Consider the following 23625-nt stretch of genomic DNA (forward strand, 5'->3'; position numbering starts at 1 on the left):
AACATCTGTATATATTTACAGTACTATCATTGCTAACAAGCATCAGGGCGATAAAGTTGACTGTATAACTCTTTGGATAACTGTCAAAGTTAACCCCAAAGTGAATGACTCACTTTAATCAGCGAGCTTTACAATATCAACAAAGTCTAAGTGATGAAGTCTGTGGTCAACTCAATAGATAAAGGCATGCTAGATTTGCAACCATTGGATCAGGTACCGATTACCGACTTAAAAGGCGTCGCTAAAAAAGCCGCTGAAAAGCTGGCAAAGCTTGGCATTAAGACAGTGCAAGATGTACTGTTTCATTTGCCGCTGCGCTATGAAGACCGCACCCAAATCTATCCCATCAATGCTCTTTATCCCGCGATGTACGCCACAGTTGAAGCTGAAATCATCTCAACCCAAATTGTGCCGGGTCGCAGACGTATGCTGACCTGCAATATTGCCGACGAAAGTGGTTATCTCACATTGCGGTTTTTTAACTTCTCGGTTGCCCAGCGAAATGGCATGCAAAACGGCGCGATAATTCGGGCCTATGGTGAAATCAAGCGCGGCAACCGCCATTTTGAGATAATCCACCCAGAATACAAAATCATTAAAGCTGGCGAAAACCCAGCCCTGAGTGATTCACTGACCCCTATTTATCCTTCGACTGAAGGATTAAAACAAGCCAGTTGGATTAAGCTCACCGAGCAGGCACTAACTATGCTCAATCAAGGTGGCTTAACAGAGTTACTACCACCAGCCCTGCAACCCAACAATATGAGCATTGGTCAGGCATTATCCTTAATCCATCGACCGCCCAATAACATCGCCCAAGCCGATTTAGAGCAAGGCATGCACCCCGCTCAGCAGCGCTTAGTCCAAGAAGAGTTACTGGCCCATAACTTAAGTATGCTGCAATTACGTCAGCGCAATAACCTTGATAAAGCGGTGACTTTACCCGCCACCGGCCAGCTATTAAATCCATTTTTAAAAGCCTTACCTTTTAAGCCAACAGGGGCCCAGCAACGAGTCGTAGCTGATATCGGTATTGATATTGAAAAGCCCACACCTATGATGCGCTTAGTGCAAGGGGATGTGGGCTCGGGTAAAACCTTAGTGGCCGCCTTAGCAGCCCTGCAAGCCATTGAAAATGGTTATCAGGTGGCGATGATGGCACCGACGGAATTATTAGCAGAGCAACACGCAGTCAACTTTGCCGCCTGGTTTGAACCATTAGGGCTAAAAGTGGGCTGGTTAGCAGGCAAGTTAAAAGGCAAAGCCAGAACACAATCATTGGCTGATATCGCCGATGGCAGCGCCAACATGGTAATTGGCACCCATGCTATTTTCCAAGAGCAGGTCAGTTTTAATAAGCTCGCGTTAATCATTATTGATGAACAACACCGTTTTGGGGTCCATCAACGCTTAGGATTACGCGAAAAAGGCGTCAGCCAAGGCTTTCATCCGCATCAATTAATAATGACAGCTACGCCAATTCCGCGCACGTTAGCGATGACGGCTTATGCTGATTTAGAAACCTCTATCATTGATGAGTTACCGCCAGGAAGAACCCCTGTTACCACGGTTGCCATTAGCGATAATCGCCGCGAACAAATCATCGAGCGGGTAAAACAAGCCGCGCTAAATGATAATCGGCAGATTTATTGGGTTTGTACTCTCATTGAAGAATCTGAAGTTCTTGAGTGCCAAGCCGCTGAAGATACCGCTGCAGAATTAAGCCAATTACTACCCGAATTAAAGGTTGGCTTAGTGCACGGACGTATGAAAAGTGCAGAAAAACAGCAAATAATGGCCCAATTTAAGGCGGGTGAACTACATTTATTAGTGGCAACAACGGTTATTGAAGTGGGAGTCGATGTGCCTAATGCCAGTTTAATGATTATTGAAAACCCTGAGCGGTTAGGCTTGGCGCAATTGCATCAGTTACGTGGCCGAGTAGGCCGAGGCTCTATTGCCAGCCACTGCGTGTTATTGTACAAAGCACCGTTATCACAAACTGCCACCAAACGTTTAGGAGTACTAAGGGCCAGTAACGATGGCTTTGTTATTGCCCAAAAAGACTTAGAAATAAGAGGCCCAGGTGAAGTACTCGGTACCCGCCAAACCGGCTTGGCAGAAATGAAAATCGCTGATTTAGTCAGGGATCAATATCTGATTGAAAACACACAAAAATTAGCGGCCCATGTTATGCAACAAGTGCCACAAAATGTAGACAGCATTGTTCAACGTTGGTTAGGGGATCGCCAGCAATACGTACAAGCATAAATTATTGTTAACTTAGTCTTATATTACTAGACAAGTGTTGAGATTATTGCAGAATGAAAATAAGGTTTAAGCCTTATATGCCACCAAATGAAAATGTAACAAATTCAATGATATTGGTTCCCTTTCGACGTTTAAAGCTAAGGAATAGACATGCAAGTCAATCAAAATGATAGAGCCACACCGCACTCAAGTCGCGCCAGTGGTAGTAACGCGGGTGTGATTGGTATCACCATTGCGGTTTTACTGGCTGGTGCAGGCTATTTCTACTTCTCGGCCGATAAAGCGCCTGAAGTCGAAGCGCCAATACCTGTGCAACTACCAGAGCCTGTGCCTGAACAACCTATTGAGCAAGAGCCTATTGAAGAAGTGATAGTGGAAGTTATTGAACCCACTATTATTGAAGCTCCAGAGCCTGAAGTAGTAGAGCCCTTACCTACACTGATTGAAAGTGATGACTTTGTCGCCCAGAAAACGGTTGAGATGGCTGATGGGATGAAAATCGAGCCACTACTTGTTAAAAAAGACATTGCCCGCCAGTTTGTGGTATTTGTCGATAATATGGCCCAAGGTGAAGTGATCCGTAAAGCCAGCCCACTGAAAGGCCCTAAAGATAAATTCACCGTCAGTGAAATCACTAACAAAACCTATTTAAACCCTGACAGTTACCATCGTTATGACCTGTACGCCAACATGGTGTCAGATATGAATGACGAGCAGTTAATCAACACTTATAAAGAACTCACACCAATATTTGACGAAGCTTTTGCAGAGCTAGGTTATAGCGACATGTCATTTGACGAGCGCATGCAACAAGCATTTCAAATGATCTTATCAGCGCCGATTATTGAAGACCCTATTGAATTAAGCTCTATCAGTGTCAATTATCAATTTGTCGACCCTAAGCTTGAAGCACTACCCAACGTGCAAAAGTTTATGGTGCGTATGGGACCTGAAAATAGCCGTAAAATTAAAACGGCAATTAGAAAACTTCAGCAGCAAATGGCCAACTGATAGAACCGTTATCATTGGGGTTATGATTTGCAATGGCAGGTTCCAGTATGCGCAATCTAAATCAATTGCATAAAAAATAGCGACATGAGTGTCGCTATTTTTTTAGATAAAGTATTTTTGCTTTTGGCGGCATCAATACCTCGTTAATCTTTAAGCGTTGGAACAGCTAAGTTCTTTATAAAAAGCTAATCGCATTCAACACGTTTTTATAAGATGTTGGCTTCTCTCTAATCCATTTAGAAAAAAGCCATTTCTCGCCTTCAATCACTGGCATTCCCTGATGTAGAGATAACGGTAAAGGCGCAAAGTTATTATCTGTATTATTGAAAATAATGAGTTGCTTATACTTAGGAGTGATTGATTTCGAAAGGCGTGGAAAGTTTGTTTCCCCTCCACTTTTAACCTTATTTAAATAAATTAATACCGTTTTGTATCTCTGCCCGCCATCTTGCAATGCTACAGCCGACCCTGAATCTTTAGGATGGAAAAAATCATAGTGCGCTTTATATTCTTCAGTTGGCGCATAATGTAAGACATTACTTAACTCACCATGTTCAACAGGTAAGTTAAAGTACGCTGATATTTTCATTTCAATATTCAATAATACCCAATCACTCGATGTAGAAACAAATTGGGCGACCGAACCCGTGCGAACCTGGCTGACTTCATTTTTCCCTGTATTACCATCAACAACCAATGATCGCTTGATGCTACTTTCCGCATGGCACTTAAGCCAATGACACTCGAAATCATTAACGAAATCATCAACGGTATACAAGTTTATTTCTGGTGCGATTAATTGGTAGGATAATGCTGATAAATCGGCTTTTTTAATATCATTAAAGTCATAAATCTCTATCGGTTCACTTACAGATTCAAAATCTAAAGCGTCTAATATCGCAATAATCGATTCAAGATGATCAAAGCGCTTTAGAATAGTGAAAGCCTTAACCAAATCATTCTGTTGATAATACAAATTTGCCGCTGCGATTACAGCATTCAAATCACCTTTGATATACGCATCATACAAGTAAGGCTGAAATGCCACACCAACTTGTGGGTGAAAATATAATAGAAAGGCAGCTTTATAGCTTGCTCCAGCAATGCCTTTTTCAACTAATTCAAATACAAATTTTAGTCCAACAGACGGGTTATTACAGATAAGCACATCGACTTTCATAAGTAATGCATCTGGAACTTCTTGCTTTACTAACGGTTCTAAAACGGCTGCAGCCTCTAATGCCTTCCCTTTATATAACAGCGTATTAGCTAGATTCAATTGTTCATTATGTTCTTTAAATATTGGCATATTTTATTAGTTTAGTTTGTATATGTACTTTTATCATACTATACAAATTTCAATATATTCACATGAGTTTATTCGTTAACCTGAGCCATCAAAGCCATGATGATTAAAGCAACTTTTTTTGTGTAGTATCACTGACAGAGAATTAAACCCTTCTTATAAATGGATATAGTCAAACTCTAGGGGTTAACAATGAAATTATTACTGAATAGCCTCGTCATTGGCTGCTGTTTACTCAGCCCAATGACGCTAGCAAATAGTTATACCAGCGCCGAATACCAACAAATTTTTAGCGGTAACGATACCTATAAGCAAAAACAGGCCATTGAATCGATGATATTGGTAGGCCTTGAAGACCCAAGTATTTATAACACCATCAAATCCAAAATCGAAACGGAACTGCCTAGTGCAACCGATAAGTATTTAATTGATAATGTTTCCTGGTTAATTAAAGGCTTAGGCTATTCAGGCGACCCGCAATATAACGGTTTCTTAGTGTCTTTATCCCAAGGTGAAGCCCACCTAAAGATCCGAAAATATGCCAAGGCTGCGATTGAAGATCTAAAGAAGTTTCAAAAGTGGAACGTGTTTTTACAAGATAAAAGTCACTATGATCAAACCCAACCACGGCTGCAAAATACCTATGCCGCAGCATTAAGAAGTGACGATTTAGCATTGATTCGTCTAACCGCAAGACGCATCATCACCGAGCGGATTTTTGACGATTACATGCTAAGCCAGTTAGCCATTCAATTGCAGCCGATGCGCTTAATTGATGACAGTAGACTCGCGATTGATGCCTACGCTTATGTGGCTAAAGGGCTCGCTATTTCAGGTTCTGCTCAATACAAACCTGTTGTTGCAGACATTGCCGCCAATGCGAAACAGAAAACATTGCGTAGATATGCCAACAGTTATTTGAAAAAATACTACTAGTGAGGTTTAGTAGGGCTTGGGAGCAAGACACTAACGCTCCCAGCTCTGGTATGGCTGAACACGATTATTGAATCAAGTTCACTTAGCAATGCTAAAATACAGCCCAGTAAAGCTGGCACAAAGCTTATCTTTACAATGCAGCTGTACCTCAAGTTTCACTTTTACCTTACCGCCATCAGCAAGGCTTGCTAATGAAACATCTGGCCAAATAACACTAGCAGTGGGGGCTTCAGTAATGGGCGCGCTATAGCGGATGTGTGCATCTGCTAATACGATATCACCACTAAAACCTTGCAACTTTTGCTGTAACCACATCATCCCCCAGCCCGTTAGGGTAGCCAGGGTATAAATACTGCCAGCAAACATGGTTTGATGCAGGTTAATATTGGGCTCGAGCGGCGCGGTAACTGTGAGTGTTTGCTGCTGAAAACTCAGCGGCTGCACTTGCATAAACTCACTCAAAGGAATGGTTTGATACCAAGTGTTTTGCAGTTCAATAAGTTGCTCTTTAGCCGCCATAATGTGCTCCTTTAAACCTGTAAATTAAAGGTCACAGGACCATCATTAACTAACTCTACCTTCATGTTTGCGCCGAAAGAGCCTGTAGCAGTTGTCACCCCTTGTTCACGACAAAAAGCCACGAAAGCTTCATATAGCTCATTGGCTTGATCTGGAGTCGCAGCGCTGGAGAAGCTTGGACGCAGCCCTCGGCCAGTATCAGCGGCTAAGGTAAACTGTGACACTACCAGTAACTCACCACCAGCTTGTTGCAGATTTAAATTCATCTTGCCGTTTTCATCACTAAACACACGATAGCCGATGACTTTTTTGGCCAGCTTTTGCATTTTCTCAATGTCATCGTCACGTTCCACCCCAAGCAGCACTAATAAACCTTTATTGATACTACCGGTGACTTCTTGCCCTAGCTCAGAGTCGATGGTGACACTGGCACGTGTCACCCTTTGGATTAAGCCAATCAATGTTACTTCCTAATACTTACGTGAAGAATTGTGCGATTACTTGCGGATTTACCTACACCAACAATAACCTTAGCCAGCGATATCTTGTTTCATCACTGGGATCGGTTTAATTAAATGCTCAGATCCTTTGGGTAATGATTTACCCACTTGATTAAGGCCTTCATCAGTCCACAACATAAAGCGGCGTAATTCTTCCAGTTCAATGGAATCAACAAATGTCGCAGCGCCTTGTACTTGGATCACCGCCCCATTGTCGCGAATGACGAACTTAGCAAAATTAAGCTTTTGGTTTAGTGAGCCAATTAACAACAATAGCTCTTTACTGCCATGTAATTGCGGATGCACCGCAAACAATCGATTGGTAAGAATACGATCGACCCCTTGCTCACTCATGCTAGGCTGCAGCACAAACTGAGTTTCCCCAAATTGCACCGCCACACTATTAGGGCTGAGTTTAGTGGCTAAGTAACTGGCGTTTAGCAACGTTTTATATAATTCTTCAGCGGCTTGCTCATCGCTCATATTAGCCATGTTGATCATCTTAGGAGCAGCAGAAACTACAGTATCTTCTGTGGTATTTTCGGTGGCGGCGCAAGCAGATAACCCTATTACGCATGCTGCAAGTATCAATTTTTTCATTTTCGTTCCTTGTTAAGTTATCTTTGCTAGCGATAAAGTATCGCAAGTTAACACTCATGTCAGGCTCAAGTGCTAAGCCCAGTCGGTGTATTTATAATGCTTGTGTTACTTCTCATTATCTTCTGAAGTAGAAAAAATCCCGGTATCGAGGTACTCAGGCATCGCGGCCGTTATTTCTGCGCCTAATAAAACAATTATCCACGACACATAAATCCACACAAACAAAATCGGGATGGTGGCTAGCGCGCCATAAATGGCTTCATAACTGGGAAACTGCGTCACATAAAAGGCAAAACCTTTTTTACCCGCTTCAAATAGCATCGCCGCTACCACAGCACCTAATAAGGCATGTAAAAAATGCACTTTTTTATTGGGCACCACCATATACAACAGTAAAATCGAGGCCACAGAAAACAACATCGGCAAACGCTCAACCAGCCAAGTCATTAAGCCTGATATTTCGCTATTATCAAATACCGTTAATGACACCACATAAGAGGTTGCCACTAAGCTGGCACCAATCAATACTGGCCCTAATGTCAGTACCATCCAATACATAGAAAAAGACACCATATAAGAGCGGCTTTCAGTGGTACGCCAAATATTATTCAGCGCTTTATCGATAGCAGAAATCAGCAACAAGGCCACCACCACTAACGCAATCACCCCGACAAAGGTGCCCTTTGAGGCATTTTCAACAAATTCATTGATATAAACCTGTACGGTATCGCCAGCGGCAGGCAAAAAGTTGTCGTAAATAAAGCTCTCAATTTTACCGCGAATACCTTTAAATACTGGAAACGCCGACAACATCGACATGGTCACCGCCACCATTGGCACTAGTGATAATAGTGTCACATAGGCTAAGTGACCGGCTTTGACATTGATTTGATCTTCTACCAAGCGCTGCTTAAGGTGAAGTATAAATTGCCAAATGCTAATAAAAACTCGTTGGATATAGGCTACATCTATCTTATTTGTCACAATATTCTCTTGATTATTTTATTTTCAATTCTGCGTTTTAATTCGTACAATGTTATAACACGATAGTTACACTCCAAGGGAGCGATTTAATGTCTCAACAAGGTTCTGCTGGTAATGTGATTGCCGCCATCGCCAGTTTCTTTTTCCCAGGTTTAGGTCAACTGGTTCAAGGTCGTATTATAGCTGCAATTCTATTTTTCTGTCTTACAGCAGTATGTTACTTCTTCTGGGTATTAATCATCCCAGCCATTATTGGTGCCATACTTCACCTTTGGAGCATTATTGATGCTGCCACATTTACCGCCGACTAATTCGACAATACGATAAGAGAGTAAACAATGAAGAAATGGATATCCTTGGCATTACTGAGCAGCAGCTTACTACTTAGCGGTTGTCAAAGCGCTTATTATGGCGCCATGGAAAAGGTCGGCTACCACAAGCGTGACATCATGGTTGATCGCGTCCAGGAAGCAAAAGAGTCCCAAGAAGAAGCCCAAGAGCAATTTAGTTCTGCGTTAGAAGAAATGCAGGCGTTACTTGCCTTTGATGGTGGCGATCTTGAAGATGCTTATAACAAAGCTAAAGATGAATATGATTCAGCGCAGTCAGCCGCTGATGAAGTGGGCGATCGCATCGATAAAGTTGAAGATGTAGCTGAAGCTCTATTTGAAGAGTGGCAAGCTGAAATTCAAGAAATCAGCAAAGCGAGCCTACGCCGTAATAGCACCTCTAAATTGAATGAAACCCAGCGCTCTTACGATTCATTGGTCAAAGGCATGCGCCGCGCCGAAGCAAAAATGCCTCCGATCCTGACGGCTATGAAAGACAATATGTTGTATTTAAAGCATAACCTTAATGCGCAGGCCATTGGCGCCATTAAAGGTGAGTTTGAAAGCCTGCAATCAGATATTACTAGCTTGATCAGCGAAATGAACAAATCGATTGCTGAATCGAATAAGTTTATTGAAGCCATGGAAAAGGGTTAACATCTTAAAAATAAAGTGAGCAGCTTTTAAGTCCTGACTTAAAAGCTGCTTTTCTCTTTAGTTGCCAATTTATCCAGTTCAGAACAAGTCTTAACGCCATCTCGGCAAGCAATCAATGTCACCTCAATATGTGTAAGCATCTGCTTTTGATCAAGTATAAAACCCTGCGAGGCAGCCAAGTGTGATAATACTTGATAAGCCTCAGTCTCTACTGAGCTAAACTGGAATGTATCGCCATTACTGAGTGATGCAATTGCAGTCATTGATAACTGATTATTGTTACTATCTTTTAGCTTTCGAGCTGAAAGGTGTAACCTTTGCTCATCATCAAAGCCGCTAACGAGTGACGTTAACGTCGATTTATCGGCAAATTCAAATGTTATTTCAGGGGATAAATTAGCAATGGGGGTATTATATTCAACCCCTTGGATATAGGCTTCAAACCACATCTTTTTGAACTGGTAATAAGTTATCTTACGCTTCCAATCTGCATTAATTTGCACTATTCGGTCTTTATCATTAACTAATGACCATGCTGTTGCGGCAATGTCTGGAGCAACCTTTATTTGTAGCGGCTCAAAAAAGTCCTGCTGATATAAATACTCTGCATAAGTAATAAACTGTTCACGCTCGAGATTTTGTGGCGCTAAGGGAATAATGGTAGAGCGGTCTTCAAACTGGCAAATGCCTTGGGTGGCAGAGCGATTATAGTCACTACACACTTCAACCATTAATTTAATTACTTCAAATTTACGTAGCTCAAATTGGCTAAAGTTAACCACATTCATAAACGCGTGCTGGCGATTGGCTAACGCTGATAATGCTGCAGCTTGATATTTTTTATCTGAATTACAGTCATTACATTGAAGGTTTATGCTGCCAACTTTATTATTCGCAAAGACATTAGCAGTGACCAACATCAGCATTATTAACAGTACTAATTGGCTTAAAAATCCATTTCTCAAACTATTCCATCCCTATATAAAATTATACGTAACAAGCTAATAATAATCTAAAAGTAGCAATCGCGCCTGATGGCGCTGCAGTGAAATCAATACCCTAGCGATTAATACAGGTCAATGTAGTCATTTTTAGGCACAGCGAAAATCAGCGTATGATTATAATAAGCAATCAGATTGCCGCATGGGTTCTAATTTTGTTCAACGTTAAGGGGGAGTATCCCCAATTAAAGCTCCGACTTACATCCCCCTTAAACTCAGTTCAGTTAATTCAATTTATATAATGCCTACCATTAATCCGTTGAATAATTTGAGTGGCCGTTAAATCATGTACCACATTGATGACAGTCGATGCTGCATCGGTAATGGCGCCTAATACCACCAAAATAGGGATCACTTCGACGGGTAAGCCTAAGGTTGTCACAATAAAGATTTCCCCTAAAAATGCCCCGCCAGGCACGCCGCCAATGACAAATGCTGACAGCACCGAAATCAAAATGGTTAACATAAACACATCCGCGCTAAAGTCGAGCCCAAGTAATGAATAGATAAATACGATTTTAAGCGCGGTTATCATCGCTGCGCCGCCTTTATTTAAATTCACCAATAGCGGCAAGCTGATTTCAGCTATTTGCTCATTTAAACCCATTTTACTTGCTGTGCGAATATTAACTGGCAAGGTGGCCAAAGAGGAACTAGTACCTAGGGCGGTTACTGCAGGAGCTAACATATGCTGCCAAAAATTATTTACTCCTTTCCCTCCACCTCCAATCCATGCATATAGCGTTGAGCCTAAAGTTAAATACAAAAAGGTTGCCACTAAAAATAGCGCAATAGCTCGGGCAAATGTGCCCATTAACTCAGCATCTTGACTGGCCATAGTTGCGGCAAAATAAGCCCCTAAGCCAATTGGTGCTAAGTACATTAAGATGGCTATGATTTTCATGATCACGGTATTAAAGCTATCCAATAATGCCGAAACTTTGAGGCCGTCTTCACCTGATTGACCAATCGCTATTCCGGTGATCAGCGACATAATGATCAGCGCTAAAATATTCGATTTAGACATTAAGCCCACAAAATCATTGGTGGTTAATAAGCTCACAAAATCCATACTGCCAGTGGTTTCAACGGTATCGGCTAAATCAAGTGTCACTCCTTGGGCAGGGTCAAATGCTAGCGCCAACAAGGTAATGCCTACAGCGGGGATCATCGCCATGACAATGGACACGCCCATGATGGTGGCAAGTATGGAGCCAAGCTTTTTTAAATCGGTCATTTTGGCAATGGATGACATCACGCTAACGGCCACCAAAGGCACAATAATCATAAACAACAAGTTGAGAAATATTTGCCCTATGGGTTTAAGTTTAATGGCAAACTCAGGGGCAACTAAGCCCAACATGCCGCCCAGCATCAGGGCTGTGAGTAAAATAATCGATGAGCGATACGCGCGAAGGGCATTCCACATGGTGAGGTTCCAATAATTAAGATCTAGTGAGCATATGCTGATTTTTAATCATAGCCGAAAAGCCGTTACTATGAAGGCTGGGCTTACTGCAGCGCATTGATGACGAGTAACTTATCTGCAGTAAACTTGACTCTGAACTAATGCGCCCAAGCAAAGCCCGCGACTGCGGGCTTTGGCTAAATTGCGATAAACAGCTATTTTCCTCTGCTTCGCCCTTCTCTGGTCATTCCTGACTGACGCGCTTGTCGAGAACGATTCAGACTTTGATGATCTATGCTACTCGAGCGAGTTCGATTAATTGAGTGACTCATATTACTCGACTGATTACGGCTCGGTTGGCTGTGGCTAGTTTGATTTCGACTCGGTTGAATCGAGGTTGATGGCCGCGTACTTGTAACAGGACGAGTATTATTGGCGGGACGGGTATTACTCGCCGGACGAGTAGTGCTAGATGGCCGTGTCGAAGGAAAACTACTACTATTGCCCTTTGACGGTTTATTTACATTGCTAGGTTTAGACCCTTGAGCTTTTGATGGCACATTATTCCACTTACCATCGCTACGATTTTCCCACTTGCCTTTATTATCACGGGCAACATTACCGTGCTTATCGGCAAACACATCATTAGTGCGCTTTTTATTTACCTTCGCTTTATTAAAATGCTTATTGGCTACACTTGGGCTGGCTAAGCGTTTACGATTCGCCTCGCGATGGTAAAGGTTATTGGGTCTAGCGCGATTATTAGCTAATTTGTTCGAACGCATATGATTATGCATTTTAGTGCGATTACCGACACTGATACTGTTACCAATATTGATACGACCGGTATTGATCACCACTGGTCGTCTATAGCCACCGCCATAATAGCCACCACAGCATGGGCGACGATAACCATAACCGCCTCCCCATACCACACCAGCATTGAAAAAGCCGTTGCTCCAGCTCACGCCAACATTCCAACCTGTCCACGGATTATAACCAACATGTAATCCCCAGGTCGGTGGGCGAGGATAATAATAACGGCCTCGATACGGTGGGTAATACCAGCCGGTACCGTAAATTGGCACCCCATAATAAGGGTATGACCACATATAACCCGGCGTATAACCTACGTAAACCACTTCAGGGGTTGAATCATAAACCTGCACGTAAGTGGTGTTATAAACCGGCGAACTTGCGGGTATCTTGGCAATTTCTTCATCAGGAATATTATCAGCAACAATCCACGGGCCTTTGGCAGTTTTTGAGGTAAACCACACCCCATTATCAACAGCGTAATAAGCTTGATTTATCAACAATACTTGTGTGGCGGTATTAACAGCATAGGAGACTGATGTTCCTGTTACCGCTTCAAATTTAGGCTCGCCATCGTATTCAACCTCCAGTGTGGCTTCATCACGCTTAATCGCTGCAGTTTGCGGGATTTGCGCATCTAGCACTGCTTGATTGGCTTCATCAGTGCCTGCAACTGAGACCCTTAAGCCACCAATATCAGATTCGGGAGGGATATCGTTAAAGCTTTCAGGCAGTTTGTCAGCCCTAACAAACTGCCAAGGTCCGGCCTGCTTTTTAGATTTAAACCAACGCCCAGATAAGAGCACATACATATCGCCAGAGGAGGTCTCTCTTACCCATGGGGTTTCGGTATTGGTGACATAAAGTAACTTACCATCAATCAGACTTTGCCAATTGGGTGAGCCATCAGTGGCCACTAACTCAGTCGGTTCATTAGTGGTAATAATCTGCGGCGCATTGACGGTGCTTTTAGCGGCTTCATCCTCGGTATTCACCATGCTGACCAAATCTTCAGGAGGATACAATGTGACTTGCCATGGCCCCATAGGATCATCTGCCACATACCAAAAGGTACCACTGCTTAAATACAGCTTGTTCGTTTGCGTATTACGGGCAACGGCAAAAGGGGTATTTAACACTCGCTCATAGGGACTATTTTCAATTTCACTAAATTGTGGCTCACCATCATAGGACAGCAACACGCTCAAGTTATTACTGAAGACGATTTCTGGCGCATCGTTGTTAATATTATCTAAGCTGCGTTTTACCTGCTCAGCATTTTCAAGGCTGGCTGATAAGCGCTCCATGGAAATGTCGAAGCTAGTTGTCGCTAGCGATTCTGAGACTGTATCGGTGAACGTTTGCTGGTCTTCGGCAGTGGATGATGGCCAGCGCACTTCGGTCACTTCAATATTACGCACCAAAGCAACATCGTCATCAGTATCGATTCTAGCGCTAAACCAAAAAGCGCCAAATACAGGGTCGTCTTGACCTTCCACTTCAAATGACATCGCAGCGCGGCTCATCAAGATATTGCCATCTAACGATTCTGGCTGCGGCTGATAAACCACTAAGGTGCCGAGTTTCGTTTCAACATCTTGCGGCCATTCAATTGCTACTGCCGAAAAGGGTAATAGCAACAATGCTATCCATACAGTTAGCACTTGCAGCCAGAGACGTTTGATATTGGTTATCATCATGAGTCCTTATTTTGCAATCATTTGCTATTAATCATGCGCGACTAATAATTAAAAGCGTGTATTTAAGTATATGTAGTAAAATCCATTTATTGCCAATTTGGTCATGATTAACAAGTTAGCATCTATTTGTTCATTTAATATACCGACAAACACATTGAATTTGTAAAATAGATTGTAGAAAAATCAAACAGCCACTTTGCTAAATATCCATCCACCCTGCCGTTTTATGAATATGCAAAGATCAAAAAAGCCCTTACTGGAAACCAGTAAGGGCTTTTTACTAACTGTTATTTACTACTATAAAAGCGGTCTATAAAGACGTCTTATAGTGAGTAGTAAAGTTCAAATTCAACTGGGTGAGTAGTACGTGCAACACGCTCTGCTTCACCTTGCTTGATAGCAATATATGAATCGATAAAGTCATTAGTGAATACTTCACCTTTAACTAAGAACTCACGGTCCGCATCTAAGCTTGCAAGTGCATCTTCTAGTGAAGTCGCAACTTGTGGGATCTCAGCCGCTTCTTCTGCTGGTAAGTCGTATAAATCTTTATCCATAGCTTCACCTGGGTGAATCTTGTTTTGGATACCGTCTAGACCTGCCATTAATAGCGCAGCAAAACCTAAATATGGGTTTGCATGTGGATCAGGGAAACGTGTTTCAATACGACGACCTTTAGGGCTTGGTACCACTGGGATACGGATAGAAGCACTACGGTTACGTGCAGAGTATGCAAGCATGACAGGCGCTTCGAAATGTGGCACAAGACGCTTGTAAGAGTTTGTGCTTGGGTTAGTAAATGCATTCAACGCTTTAGCATGCTTGATGATGCCACCAATGTAGTAAAGAGCAGTTTCACTTAAACCAGCGTACTTGTCGCCTGCGAATAAGTTAACGCCATCTTTAGCTAAAGATTGGTGAACGTGCATACCACTACCGTTATCGCCCATTACTGGCTTAGGCATAAATGTCGCTGTTTTACCGTATGCGTGTGCCATGTTATGCACAACATACTTAAGGATCTGAACTTCATCAGCTTTAGCAGTTAGCGTGTTAAAGCGTGTCGCGATTTCGTTTTGACCGGCTGTAGCAACTTCATGGTGATGCGCTTCAACAACTTGACCCATTTCTTCAAGTACTAAACACATAGCACTACGTAAGTCTTGTGATGAATCAACTGGTGCTACTGGGAAGTAACCACCTTTAACGAATGGACGGTGACCAGTGTTACCATCTTCATAGCCAGTACCTGAGTTCCATGCCGCTTCTTTTGCATCAACTTTAGCAAAACAACCTGACATGTCAGCACCAAACTTAACATCGTCAAATAAGAAGAACTCTGGCTCTGGTCCAATTAATACTGTGTCAGCAATACCAGTAGACGTTAAGTATTCTTCAGCTTTTTTAGCAATAGAACGTGGGTCACGGTTGTAACCTGTCATTGTGCCTGGCTCTAAGATGTCACAACGGATTAGTGCAGTTGTTTCTTCTGTGAAAGGGTCAAGAACAAACGTGCTCGCATCTGGCATCAGCACCATGTCAGATTCGTTAATGCCTTTCCAACCCGTAATAGACGAACCATCGAACATTTTGCCGTCTTCAAAAAAATCTTCATCAACCTGATGAGATGGGATAGAAACGTGTTGTTCTTTACCTCTGGTATCGGTAAAGCGTAAATCAACAAACTTAACTTCCAATTCTTTAAGTTGCGTTAAAACAGATTCAGCTGACATTCTTAAGCCTCCGGTAGAGTAAGGGTATTCCCTTTTATAATTCAAGTTCACCACTATACTACGACATTAAAGACGCGTATGTGTCGAAATATCACATAATTGACAATCTTAAAGCTATTACCATGCCAACTGAATAAGTATATGATTTTTATATATTTGACTTAATAGCCAATTATCGAAAACACAATTTTGCATCATTTTAGTGCAAGCGCACGCACCATTATGGTTCAACTTCTATTTTGGTGCGCGGCTAAAAACACTGCGCTGATTGTTTGTCACATTTCTGAATCGTTACTATTATATGATGCTATAAATGCCAAAATTGATGGTTATTTTTTAGCTAATCACAAAGTGTACAAAAATAATCCTATCCGCAAAGCGTCTCGTGGAGTAGAATGGCACGCTTTTTTATGGTGGCTAAACTTAATGCCGCTATAAACTCCTATTTATTTGTTTGATGGTATAGAGGTTTTATCCGTGTTAGAGAATTTACGTAACATCGCCATTATTGCTCACGTCGACCATGGCAAAACGACCTTGGTAGACAAGCTTTTGGCACAGTCAGGCACCCTTGAAAGTCGAGGCGAAGCCGCAGAACGTGTAATGGATTCTAACGATCTTGAAAAAGAACGTGGTATCACCATTTTGGCTAAAAATACCGCCATCAAATGGAACGACTACCGTATTAATATCGTAGACACTCCTGGTCACGCCGATTTCGGTGGTGAAGTTGAACGTGTTCTATCTATGGTAGATTCAGTATTACTTTTAGTTGATGCAGTTGATGGCCCAATGCCACAAACTCGCTTCGTAACTAAAAAAGCGTTTGCTCAAGGCCTTAAGCCAATTGTTGTAATCAACAAGATTGACCGTCCAGGCGCTCGTCCTGATTGGGTTATTGACCAAGTATTCGATTTATTCGACAACTTAGGTGCAACTGACGAACAGTTAGATTTCCCTATCGTTTATGCTTCTGCATTAAATGGTTTCGCGACCCTTGATCCAGACGAAACTAGCGAAGACATGACACCTTTATTCCAAGCAATTGTTGAAAAGGTTTCTTTCCCTGATGCTGATGCTGAAGGTGAATGTCAAATGCAAATTTCTCAAATCGATTACAACTCATACGTAGGTGTTATCGGTATTGGTCGTGTTAAACGTGGTAGCGTTAAGCCTAACCAACAAGTAACTATTGTTGGTGCAGACGGTAAGACACGTAACGGTAAAGTTGGCCAAGTATTAGGTTACATGGGTCTTGACCGTCACGAAGTTGCTGAAGCTAACGCTGGCGACATCGTTGCAATTACCGGTCTTGGTGAGCTAAAAATTTCTGACACTATTTGTGCTCCAGGCGCTGTTGAAGCCTTGCCTGCTCTTTCTGTTGACGAACCAACGCTAACCATGACTTTCCAAGTAAACACTTCTCCGTTTGCTGGTAAAGAAGGTAAGTATGTTACTTCACGTAATATCCTTGAGCGTTTAGAGCAAGAGCTAATTCATAACGTTGCATTACGTGTTGAAGAAACTGAATCTCCAGATCGTTTCCGTGTTTCAGGCCGTGGTGAATTACACTTAGGTATCCTAATTGAAAACATGCGTCGTGAAGGTTACGAGCTAGCGGTATCACGTCCAGAAGTAATCGTTAAAGAAATTGACGGTGAAATGTGCGAGCCATTTGAAACCTTAACCGTTGATGTTGAAGAAGAACATCAAGGTGCTGTAATTGAAAAATTAGGTACACGTAAAGGTGACATGAAAGACATGCAGCTAGACGGTAAAGGTCGTGTACGTATCGACTTTATCATTCCTAGCCGTGGCTTAATCGGTTTCCAAACTGAATTCATGACAGCGACTTCTGGTACTGGTCTTATCTACCATTCATTCGACCATTACGGTCCAGTGAAAGGCGGTGACATTGGTCAACGTGCTCGTGGTGTATTGATTTCAAACGCTACTGGTAAAGCACTGACTTTCGCATTGTTCGGTTTACAAGAACGTGGTCGTCTATTCATCGGCCATGCTGCTGAAGTATATGAAGGTCAAGTTGTTGGTTTACACGCTCGTGCAAACGATTTAACAGTTAACTGTTTGAAAGGTAAGCAACTTACAAACATGCGTGCATCAGGTACTGATGAAGCACAAGTGTTAACTCCGCATATCGAAATGACCCTTGAGCAAGCGCTTGAGTTCATCGATGATGACGAATTAGTAGAAGTAACTCCTGAGAACATCCGTGTTCGTAAGCGTTACTTAACTGAAAACGAGCGTAAGCGTCATAACCGTAGCGCTAAGTAATCGTTTTGATTAGTTAACGATTTCAAATTTTGAGAACCAAAAAACCCGCTTATGGCGGGTTTTTTATTGGCTAAATATACTTAGCCGCAAAACAGCACATGACTTAATTTCACTTTTAACTCACTTAAATCGACTATATATTTTCTCTCAATAATTAATCAACAGAGAATAATATGACCGTCATTAATCACGTTAACGTAGCCAAGCAAGCCAATGTTTATTTTGAAGGTAAAGTCATCAGTCGTACCATTCATTTTAATGACGGAAGCCAGCAGACTCTCGGAGTAGTGTTGCCGGGCGAATACAGCTTTGACACTGCTGTCGCTGAAATCATGAATGTGACTTCAGGTTCATTTGAGGTGCTATTACCCAACAAGAGTGAATGGCAAACCGTTCCAGCAGGTCAACTGTTTACACTTGATGCGAAAGTCACCTTTAAAATTCGTACCCATGAAATTAGCGAATATTGCTGCGAGTACAAGTAATTAGCCTATGTTAATCAGCAGTTAATACTGATCTTTAATTCAAAAGAGGCTAATATTATAAAGTTTAAAGCTGAAGGTGAAGGAACCCCAAATGCGTTTAACCTTATTAATAACTCTTATTTTATGCAGTGTTATCTTTTCTATCAGTCATGCCACCGTGTATCGCTGGGTTGATGAACAAGGAAATGTACATTACAGCGACCAACCACGAGAAAATGCTGAACAAGTAGAATTGAGTGAAAATACCCAAAACAGTGTTGCTGCGCCCACCGTCATAGAAACAGACAGCAGCCCAAAAGAAGCTAAACCAGTAGAGTATCGGGTACGTATTGTTAATCCGACCCAAGAAGAAACCATTCGCAATAACAATGGCAACTTTACTGTGGTTGCCAGTGCTGCACCAGAATTACCCAGTGGCTTTTTAATGGCGCTGTATATCGACGACTTACTTTATGGTCAGCCGCAATCAAGCAGTATTTTTAATGTTACCGAAGTGAATCGCGGTGAACATAATCTCGTGGTTAAAGTTTTGACCCAAAACGGCAAAGTCCTTGCATCAAGTTCTCCAAGAAAGATATTTCTACACCAAGCATCTGTTTTCTCAATCGCAAAGCCTCGACCTTTGCCAAGTAAAAAGTGATATATATCAAAAAGATAAATATTATGAATTTGAGATTGTTTTAACAAGTTGCCAGTGTAGAACAAGTTGCGCATCGCACCATATTGGTGCAACATAGTAGTGCAACTCTACTTTGCAGGACACTTGATGGACATGAACAATCTGCTGAATCATTTGGTTACCGCTGTATTCGTTATCGATAACGAATTACGGCCGCGTTATGCCAATGCTGCAGCTGAACAACTTCTTGGTATTGGCAGCAATAAATTACTAGAGCAGCGTTTACCTGAGCTATATCAGTTCATGGGCGTTGAAGCCGAGCTCCTCCAAGACTCGGTTAACGCAAATCAAGGGATCACCGTCAACACTGCGGCGTTAATTACTCTTGATGGCGTGCACCACATCATCGATATCACCCTGATACCGATGGAAAGTGAAGACAACATCAGCCTGCTAGAACTACGTCAAGTTGATCAACAACATCGTATTCATCAACAACTTAATTTAGATGCTCAGCAACAGGCGGCACAATTTTTAGTGCGTAACCTCGCCCATGAAATTAAAAACCCATTAGGTGGCTTAAGAGGCGCGGCGCAACTATTATCTCGGGAACTAGAAGACCCAAGCCTTAAAGAATTTACCGATCTGATTATTGAGCAAGCCGATAGACTACGAAATTTAGTTGATAAACTATTGGGCCCTCAGCGCCCGACTCAACATGAAACCCACAATATTCATCAAATAGTTCAAAAAGTGCTGCGCTTAGTCGAGCTAACCCTACCAAGCAATATCCGCTTGGAGCGAGATTATGACCCTTCAATCCCCGATATGGACATGGATGCTGATCAATTACAGCAAGCGGTGCTCAATGTGGTGCAAAATGCCGCGCAAGCATTAGATCCTAATGGCGGAGAAATACTCATCCGCACTCGCACCCAGCATCAAGTCACCATAGGCACTAAGCGTTTTAAGCTGGTACTGGCATTGTCGATTATCGATAACGGCCCAGGGATCCCTGCAGACCTATTAGATACCTTGTTTTATCCCATGGTCACCGGCCGTGAGGAGGGCTCAGGATTAGGATTATCCATCGCCCATAATATTGCACGATTACATGGAGGTCGGATTGATTGTATATCGGCACCAGGACAAACAGAATTTACGATTATTTTGCCATTACAATAATTTGCCAATGATGGCTCAAGAGGAAGTGATATGAACATAAGCGAACAAGTTTGGATCCTTGATGACGACAGCTCGATTCGCTGGGTTTTAGAAAGAGCCTTAGCGGGAGCTAAACTGACAACGGCAAGTTTTGCCGCTGCAGAGTCGTTATGGCAAGCCTTAGAAATATCTCAGCCTATTGTCATCGTATCTGATATCCGTATGCCGGGTACCGATGGCTTAACCTTGCTTGATCGCTTGCAAATGCACTATCCGCATATTCCGGTGATCATCATGACGGCTCATTCGGATCTGGATAGTGCCGTCAGTGCCTATCAAGCAGGGGCATTTGAATATTTGCCAAAGCCTTTTGATATTGATGAAGCCATTGCGCTGGTAGAGCGCGCACTGACCCATGCAACAGAGCAAGTACCGCCGCCTGTAGCTGAGCCAGAAAAGCTTAAAACACCAGAAATTATTGGTGAAGCGCCTTCAATGCAGGAGGTGTTTCGCGCTATTGGCCGTTTATCTCGCTCATCAATTAGTGTGCTTATTAACGGTCAGTCTGGTACCGGTAAAGAGTTAGTTGCTGGGGCGCTGCATAAACATAGCCCCCGTAAAGAAAACCCTTTTATTGCCCTTAACATGGCAGCAATCCCCAAAGATTTGATTGAATCTGAATTATTTGGTCATGAAAAAGGTGCCTTCACCGGTGCCGCTAATGTGCGCCAAGGGCGCTTTGAGCAAGCCAATGGCGGCACACTATTCTTAGATGAAATTGGTGATATGCCATTAGATGTGCAAACCCGTCTATTGCGGGTATTGGCTGATGGGCAATTTTATCGGGTTGGTGGTCACATTGCCGTGCAAGTTGATGTACGTATTATTGCCGCAACCCACCAAGACTTAGAATTATTGGTGCAAAAAGGCGATTTCCGTGAAGATTTATTTCATCGTCTCAATGTTATAAGAGTACATTTACCACCGCTTTCTCAGCGCCGTGAGGATATTACTCAGTTAGCAAGCCATTTCCTTGCCACTGCCGCCAAAGAAATCGGCGTTGAGCCTAAAATCCTCACTAAAGAAACCGCTAAAAAACTTGAGCAACTGCCGTGGCCGGGTAATGTGCGTCAGCTTGAAAATACCTGCCGCTGGTTAACAGTGATGGCATCGGGGCAAGAAATCCTGCCTCAGGATTTACCGCCTGAACTGCTAAAAGATCCCATCAGTGCCAGCGAGCGTGTTAATGGTGTTTCTGATTGGCAAATGGCGCTGACCCAATGGATTGATGAAAAGCTCTCTGCCGGTGAAAGTGATTTATTAACTGAAGTGCAACCTGCCTTTGAGCGAATTTTACTTGAAACCGCACTAAAGCATACTCAAGGCCATAAACAAGAAGCCGCTAAACGTTTAGGCTGGGGGCGTAATACCCTCACCCGCAAGCTAAAAGAGCTTGAAATGGATTAAAGTCCTGCTTATTTCAGCCTAAAAGGAGTCCTATTTCGATAATGAAATGACTCCTTTTTTATGACTATATTGATTTAGTTTTGTAGTTTAAGCACTATTAACTCAGAGTATAAGCATTATTCAGAGCTTCGAATATGGAGCGAGTAACAACCCTCAATTACCACAAACACATGAGCTGTAAAGCCGCGAAGTATATCGCTCAACATAACTGCAAGGACTGAAAATGGCCGCAAAAAGCATTATTGTCATGGGCGTATGTGCCAGCGGAAAAAGTAGCATTGCTGCGCGCTTAGCTGCTGTTATCAAGGCTAAGTTTATTGACGGTGACGATCTACATCCTAAAGCCAATATCATCAAAATGGCCAAGGGCGAAGCGCTCAATGATACCGACCGCGCCCCTTGGCTTGAGCGCATAAGGGATGCTGCATTTAGCATTGAACAAAAAAACGAAACTGCAGTGATTGTCTGTTCAGCATTAAAACAAAGCTATCGCGAGCAAATACGCGAGGGCAATAATCATGTGGTATTTCTGTATCTTGAAGGCAGTTACCAACTAATTTTAAAAAGAATTCAAGCCCGTCATGGCCATTTTATGAAAGCTGACATGCTTGATAGCCAGTTTGCCACCTTAGAAGAGCCAAGCAATGAGCCTGACGTGATCACTGTCAATATTGATAATTCTATTGAAGCCATTGTCCAGCAAGCTTTAAAAGCTTTAACCGAGTTAGAATCAAGTTAATTTCGACCGCAACATTATCAAAACCGCACTCATCACTTGGCTGCAGATGTAAAAAAGCCTTAACTGCATATAACAGTTAAGGCTTTTTATTTGGCTAATATTGCCCTTGATAGCAACAGTATTATTAACTGCGGTATCAACTGCAATTGATGTCATCAGCCATTAAATCGGGTCTTGGTGAATAATCACTTCGGCATCTTCAAACTCTGCCCGTAAGCGATCTTCAGTGCCATCAGTAATTTCGTGGGCTTCAAGTAATAACAGTTGCCCATTTAATTCAATATGAAATTGAATGAAGGTGGTTTTACCGGCCTGACGCGTCCGTAAATCATGAATACCATTCACCCGCGGATCCGCGGTGGCAATGGCAACAATCTGCGCCCGAGTCTCTTCATCCAGCTCCCTGTCTAATAACGACTGAACCGAGCGATACGCTAAATCAAATGCTTGATGACCAATGTATAAGGCAATCAATACTGCAAACAAGCCATCAGCCCACCACCAGCCATATTGTGCTAATACCAATGCCAGCAATACTGCACCGTTTAAAAATAAATCTGATTTATAATGCAATGAATCCGCTTCGACTATGGTGCTGTTGGTCTTGGCTAAGGCTTTTTTCTGCAGTATCACCAAGGCAAAAGTCATGACTAAGGCAATAATGGAGACAATGACCCCAAGGCCTGCATGGGCCACTTCTACCGGATTAATTAACCGTTCGCCACCATAAAACATCAACAAAAATGCTGAGCCTAAGATGAAAGCAGATTGGGCAAGTGATGCAAGAGGTTCGGCTTTACCATGACCATATCGATGGTCGTCATCAGCGGGTAAAATGGCATAGCGAATAGCGATGAAATTCACTATGGATGCTAAGGCATCAGCAAAGGAGTCAGTAAGGGAAGCTAACATACTCGCCGACCCTGAATAGAGCCAAGCGAGTAGTTTTATCACGATCAGGATTAATGCTGTTGCCACCGCGGCTCGGCTGGCAAGTTTTACCCAAAAATCGTATTCAGATTCTGCAGTCATAATAGAGAAAACACTAGTAATTAAGCCATTTAGTTAATCTCTATTATAGCGGA

The 23625-nt window shown here is 42.5% G+C and carries 21 protein-coding genes; 11 read left to right on the forward strand and 10 right to left on the reverse strand.

The window, feature by feature from the left end; all coding sequences use genetic code 11:
- The first annotated feature begins 195 nt into the window (after nt 1-195).
- Nucleotides 196-2271: an ATP-dependent DNA helicase RecG gene (gene recG / locus Q4591_RS03495; protein WP_102439867.1), complete on the forward strand. Its 2076-nt coding sequence runs from the start codon at nt 196-198 to the stop codon at nt 2269-2271.
- A 150-nt stretch (nt 2272-2421) separates the two neighbouring features.
- Entirely contained in the window at nt 2422-3282 is an 861-nt protein-coding gene (locus tag Q4591_RS03500; protein WP_303459405.1) for a DUF3014 domain-containing protein, read from the forward strand.
- A 175-nt stretch (nt 3283-3457) separates the two neighbouring features.
- On the opposite strand, the gene Q4591_RS03505 is transcribed toward Q4591_RS03500, so the two are convergent.
- Nucleotides 3458-4591 carry a 2OG-Fe(II) oxygenase gene (locus Q4591_RS03505; RefSeq protein WP_303459408.1) on the reverse strand — a complete coding sequence of 378 codons (1134 nt, stop codon included), beginning with the start codon at nt 4589-4591 and terminating at the stop codon, nt 3458-3460.
- Between the two features lie 189 nt (nt 4592-4780).
- On the opposite strand from Q4591_RS03505, the gene Q4591_RS03510 reads away from it, so the two are divergent.
- Complete coding sequence (locus Q4591_RS03510) at nt 4781-5524, forward strand: hypothetical protein (RefSeq protein WP_303459410.1); 744 nt, start codon at nt 4781-4783, stop codon at nt 5522-5524.
- Nucleotides 5525-5602: 78 nt separating this feature from the next.
- On the opposite strand, the gene Q4591_RS03515 is transcribed toward Q4591_RS03510, so the two are convergent.
- The 4 genes from Q4591_RS03515 to Q4591_RS03530 form a co-directional block, all read right to left on the reverse strand.
- Entirely contained in the window at nt 5603-6043 is a 441-nt protein-coding gene (locus tag Q4591_RS03515; protein ID WP_303459412.1) for a thioesterase domain-containing protein, read from the reverse strand.
- Between the two features lie 11 nt (nt 6044-6054).
- Nucleotides 6055-6504: a D-aminoacyl-tRNA deacylase gene (dtd, locus tag Q4591_RS03520; protein WP_102439862.1), complete on the reverse strand. Its 450-nt coding sequence runs from the start codon at nt 6502-6504 to the stop codon at nt 6055-6057.
- A gap of 69 nt (nt 6505-6573) precedes the next feature.
- Nucleotides 6574-7143, reverse strand: coding sequence for a hypothetical protein (locus Q4591_RS03525; protein ID WP_102439863.1), 570 nt, complete (start codon nt 7141-7143; stop codon nt 6574-6576).
- A gap of 105 nt (nt 7144-7248) precedes the next feature.
- Complete coding sequence (locus tag Q4591_RS03530) at nt 7249-8127, reverse strand: virulence factor BrkB family protein (protein ID WP_102439864.1); 879 nt, start codon at nt 8125-8127, stop codon at nt 7249-7251.
- An 89-nt stretch (nt 8128-8216) separates the two neighbouring features.
- Here Q4591_RS03530 and Q4591_RS03535 point away from each other — a divergent pair, with 89 nt between their 5' ends.
- Nucleotides 8217-8438 (forward strand): hypothetical protein, encoded by a 222-nt coding sequence (locus Q4591_RS03535; protein ID WP_076538103.1) that lies wholly within the window; start codon nt 8217-8219, stop codon nt 8436-8438.
- 27 nt (nt 8439-8465) lie between these two features.
- The gene (locus Q4591_RS03540) at nt 8466-9113 is read left to right on the forward strand and encodes a DUF2959 domain-containing protein (protein WP_102439865.1); all 648 of its coding nucleotides are present in this window, start codon (nt 8466-8468) and stop codon (nt 9111-9113) included.
- A 38-nt stretch (nt 9114-9151) separates the two neighbouring features.
- On the opposite strand, the gene Q4591_RS03545 is transcribed toward Q4591_RS03540, so the two are convergent.
- The 4 genes from Q4591_RS03545 to glnA form a co-directional block, all read right to left on the reverse strand.
- On the reverse strand, nt 9152-10078 hold the full coding sequence (locus Q4591_RS03545; RefSeq protein ID WP_303459414.1) for a hypothetical protein: 927 nt from the start codon (nt 10076-10078) through the stop codon (nt 9152-9154).
- 265 nt (nt 10079-10343) lie between these two features.
- Nucleotides 10344-11543 carry a dicarboxylate/amino acid:cation symporter gene (locus Q4591_RS03550; protein ID WP_102476581.1) on the reverse strand — a complete coding sequence of 400 codons (1200 nt, stop codon included), beginning with the start codon at nt 11541-11543 and terminating at the stop codon, nt 10344-10346.
- A 194-nt stretch (nt 11544-11737) separates the two neighbouring features.
- The gene (locus Q4591_RS03555; protein ID WP_303459417.1) at nt 11738-14038 is read right to left on the reverse strand and encodes a carbohydrate-binding family V/XII; all 2301 of its coding nucleotides are present in this window, start codon (nt 14036-14038) and stop codon (nt 11738-11740) included.
- 323 nt (nt 14039-14361) lie between these two features.
- Complete coding sequence (gene glnA, locus Q4591_RS03560) at nt 14362-15771, reverse strand: glutamate--ammonia ligase (protein ID WP_076538111.1); 1410 nt, start codon at nt 15769-15771, stop codon at nt 14362-14364.
- A gap of 477 nt (nt 15772-16248) precedes the next feature.
- Here glnA and typA point away from each other — a divergent pair, with 477 nt between their 5' ends.
- From typA to Q4591_RS03590, 6 genes are all read left to right on the forward strand, one after another.
- Nucleotides 16249-18066 carry a translational GTPase TypA gene (gene typA, locus Q4591_RS03565; RefSeq protein ID WP_076538117.1) on the forward strand — a complete coding sequence of 606 codons (1818 nt, stop codon included), beginning with the start codon at nt 16249-16251 and terminating at the stop codon, nt 18064-18066.
- Nucleotides 18067-18239: 173 nt separating this feature from the next.
- Nucleotides 18240-18551, forward strand: a complete 312-nt coding sequence (locus Q4591_RS03570) for a pyrimidine/purine nucleoside phosphorylase (protein WP_102440175.1) — start codon at nt 18240-18242, stop codon at nt 18549-18551.
- A 91-nt stretch (nt 18552-18642) separates the two neighbouring features.
- Nucleotides 18643-19191: a DUF4124 domain-containing protein gene (locus Q4591_RS03575; protein ID WP_102440174.1), complete on the forward strand. Its 549-nt coding sequence runs from the start codon at nt 18643-18645 to the stop codon at nt 19189-19191.
- 126 nt (nt 19192-19317) lie between these two features.
- On the forward strand, nt 19318-20355 hold the full coding sequence (gene glnL, locus Q4591_RS03580; protein WP_102440173.1) for a nitrogen regulation protein NR(II): 1038 nt from the start codon (nt 19318-19320) through the stop codon (nt 20353-20355).
- Between the two features lie 30 nt (nt 20356-20385).
- A complete protein-coding gene (glnG, locus tag Q4591_RS03585) occupies nt 20386-21801 on the forward strand; it encodes a nitrogen regulation protein NR(I) (RefSeq protein WP_102440172.1) in 1416 nt (471 codons plus the stop codon).
- Nucleotides 21802-22024: 223 nt separating this feature from the next.
- Entirely contained in the window at nt 22025-22540 is a 516-nt protein-coding gene (locus Q4591_RS03590; RefSeq protein WP_102440171.1) for a gluconokinase, read from the forward strand.
- 162 nt (nt 22541-22702) lie between these two features.
- Here Q4591_RS03590 and Q4591_RS03595 read toward each other — a convergent pair whose 3' ends face one another.
- Complete coding sequence (locus Q4591_RS03595; RefSeq protein ID WP_102440170.1) at nt 22703-23572, reverse strand: cation diffusion facilitator family transporter; 870 nt, start codon at nt 23570-23572, stop codon at nt 22703-22705.
- Nucleotides 23573-23625: the final 53 nt, after the last annotated feature.

This window comes from Shewanella sp. 3_MG-2023, from assembly GCF_030548765.1.
Lineage (GTDB): Bacteria > Pseudomonadota > Gammaproteobacteria > Enterobacterales > Shewanellaceae > Shewanella.

Coding starts and splice junctions, on each gene's coding strand:
- Q4591_RS03590 (WP_102440171.1), top strand. CDS start 22,025: ATGGCCGCAAAAAGCATTATTGTCATGGGCGTATGTGCCAGCGGAAAA.
- Q4591_RS03525 (WP_102439863.1), bottom strand. CDS start 7,143: ATGAAAAAATTGATACTTGCAGCATGCGTAATAGGGTTATCTGCTTGC.
- Q4591_RS03540 (WP_102439865.1), top strand. CDS start 8,466: ATGAAGAAATGGATATCCTTGGCATTACTGAGCAGCAGCTTACTACTT.
- Q4591_RS03595 (WP_102440170.1), bottom strand. CDS start 23,572: ATGACTGCAGAATCTGAATACGATTTTTGGGTAAAACTTGCCAGCCGA.
- glnA (WP_076538111.1), bottom strand. CDS start 15,771: ATGTCAGCTGAATCTGTTTTAACGCAACTTAAAGAATTGGAAGTTAAG.
- Q4591_RS03515 (WP_303459412.1), bottom strand. CDS start 6,043: ATGGCGGCTAAAGAGCAACTTATTGAACTGCAAAACACTTGGTATCAA.
- glnG (WP_102440172.1), top strand. CDS start 20,386: ATGAACATAAGCGAACAAGTTTGGATCCTTGATGACGACAGCTCGATT.
- Q4591_RS03570 (WP_102440175.1), top strand. CDS start 18,240: ATGACCGTCATTAATCACGTTAACGTAGCCAAGCAAGCCAATGTTTAT.
- Q4591_RS03505 (WP_303459408.1), bottom strand. CDS start 4,591: ATGCCAATATTTAAAGAACATAATGAACAATTGAATCTAGCTAATACG.
- Q4591_RS03500 (WP_303459405.1), top strand. CDS start 2,422: ATGCAAGTCAATCAAAATGATAGAGCCACACCGCACTCAAGTCGCGCC.
- Q4591_RS03555 (WP_303459417.1), bottom strand. CDS start 14,038: ATGATGATAACCAATATCAAACGTCTCTGGCTGCAAGTGCTAACTGTA.
- Q4591_RS03510 (WP_303459410.1), top strand. CDS start 4,781: ATGAAATTATTACTGAATAGCCTCGTCATTGGCTGCTGTTTACTCAGC.
- Q4591_RS03575 (WP_102440174.1), top strand. CDS start 18,643: ATGCGTTTAACCTTATTAATAACTCTTATTTTATGCAGTGTTATCTTT.
- glnL (WP_102440173.1), top strand. CDS start 19,318: ATGGACATGAACAATCTGCTGAATCATTTGGTTACCGCTGTATTCGTT.
- Q4591_RS03550 (WP_102476581.1), bottom strand. CDS start 11,543: ATGTGGAATGCCCTTCGCGCGTATCGCTCATCGATTATTTTACTCACA.
- Q4591_RS03535 (WP_076538103.1), top strand. CDS start 8,217: ATGTCTCAACAAGGTTCTGCTGGTAATGTGATTGCCGCCATCGCCAGT.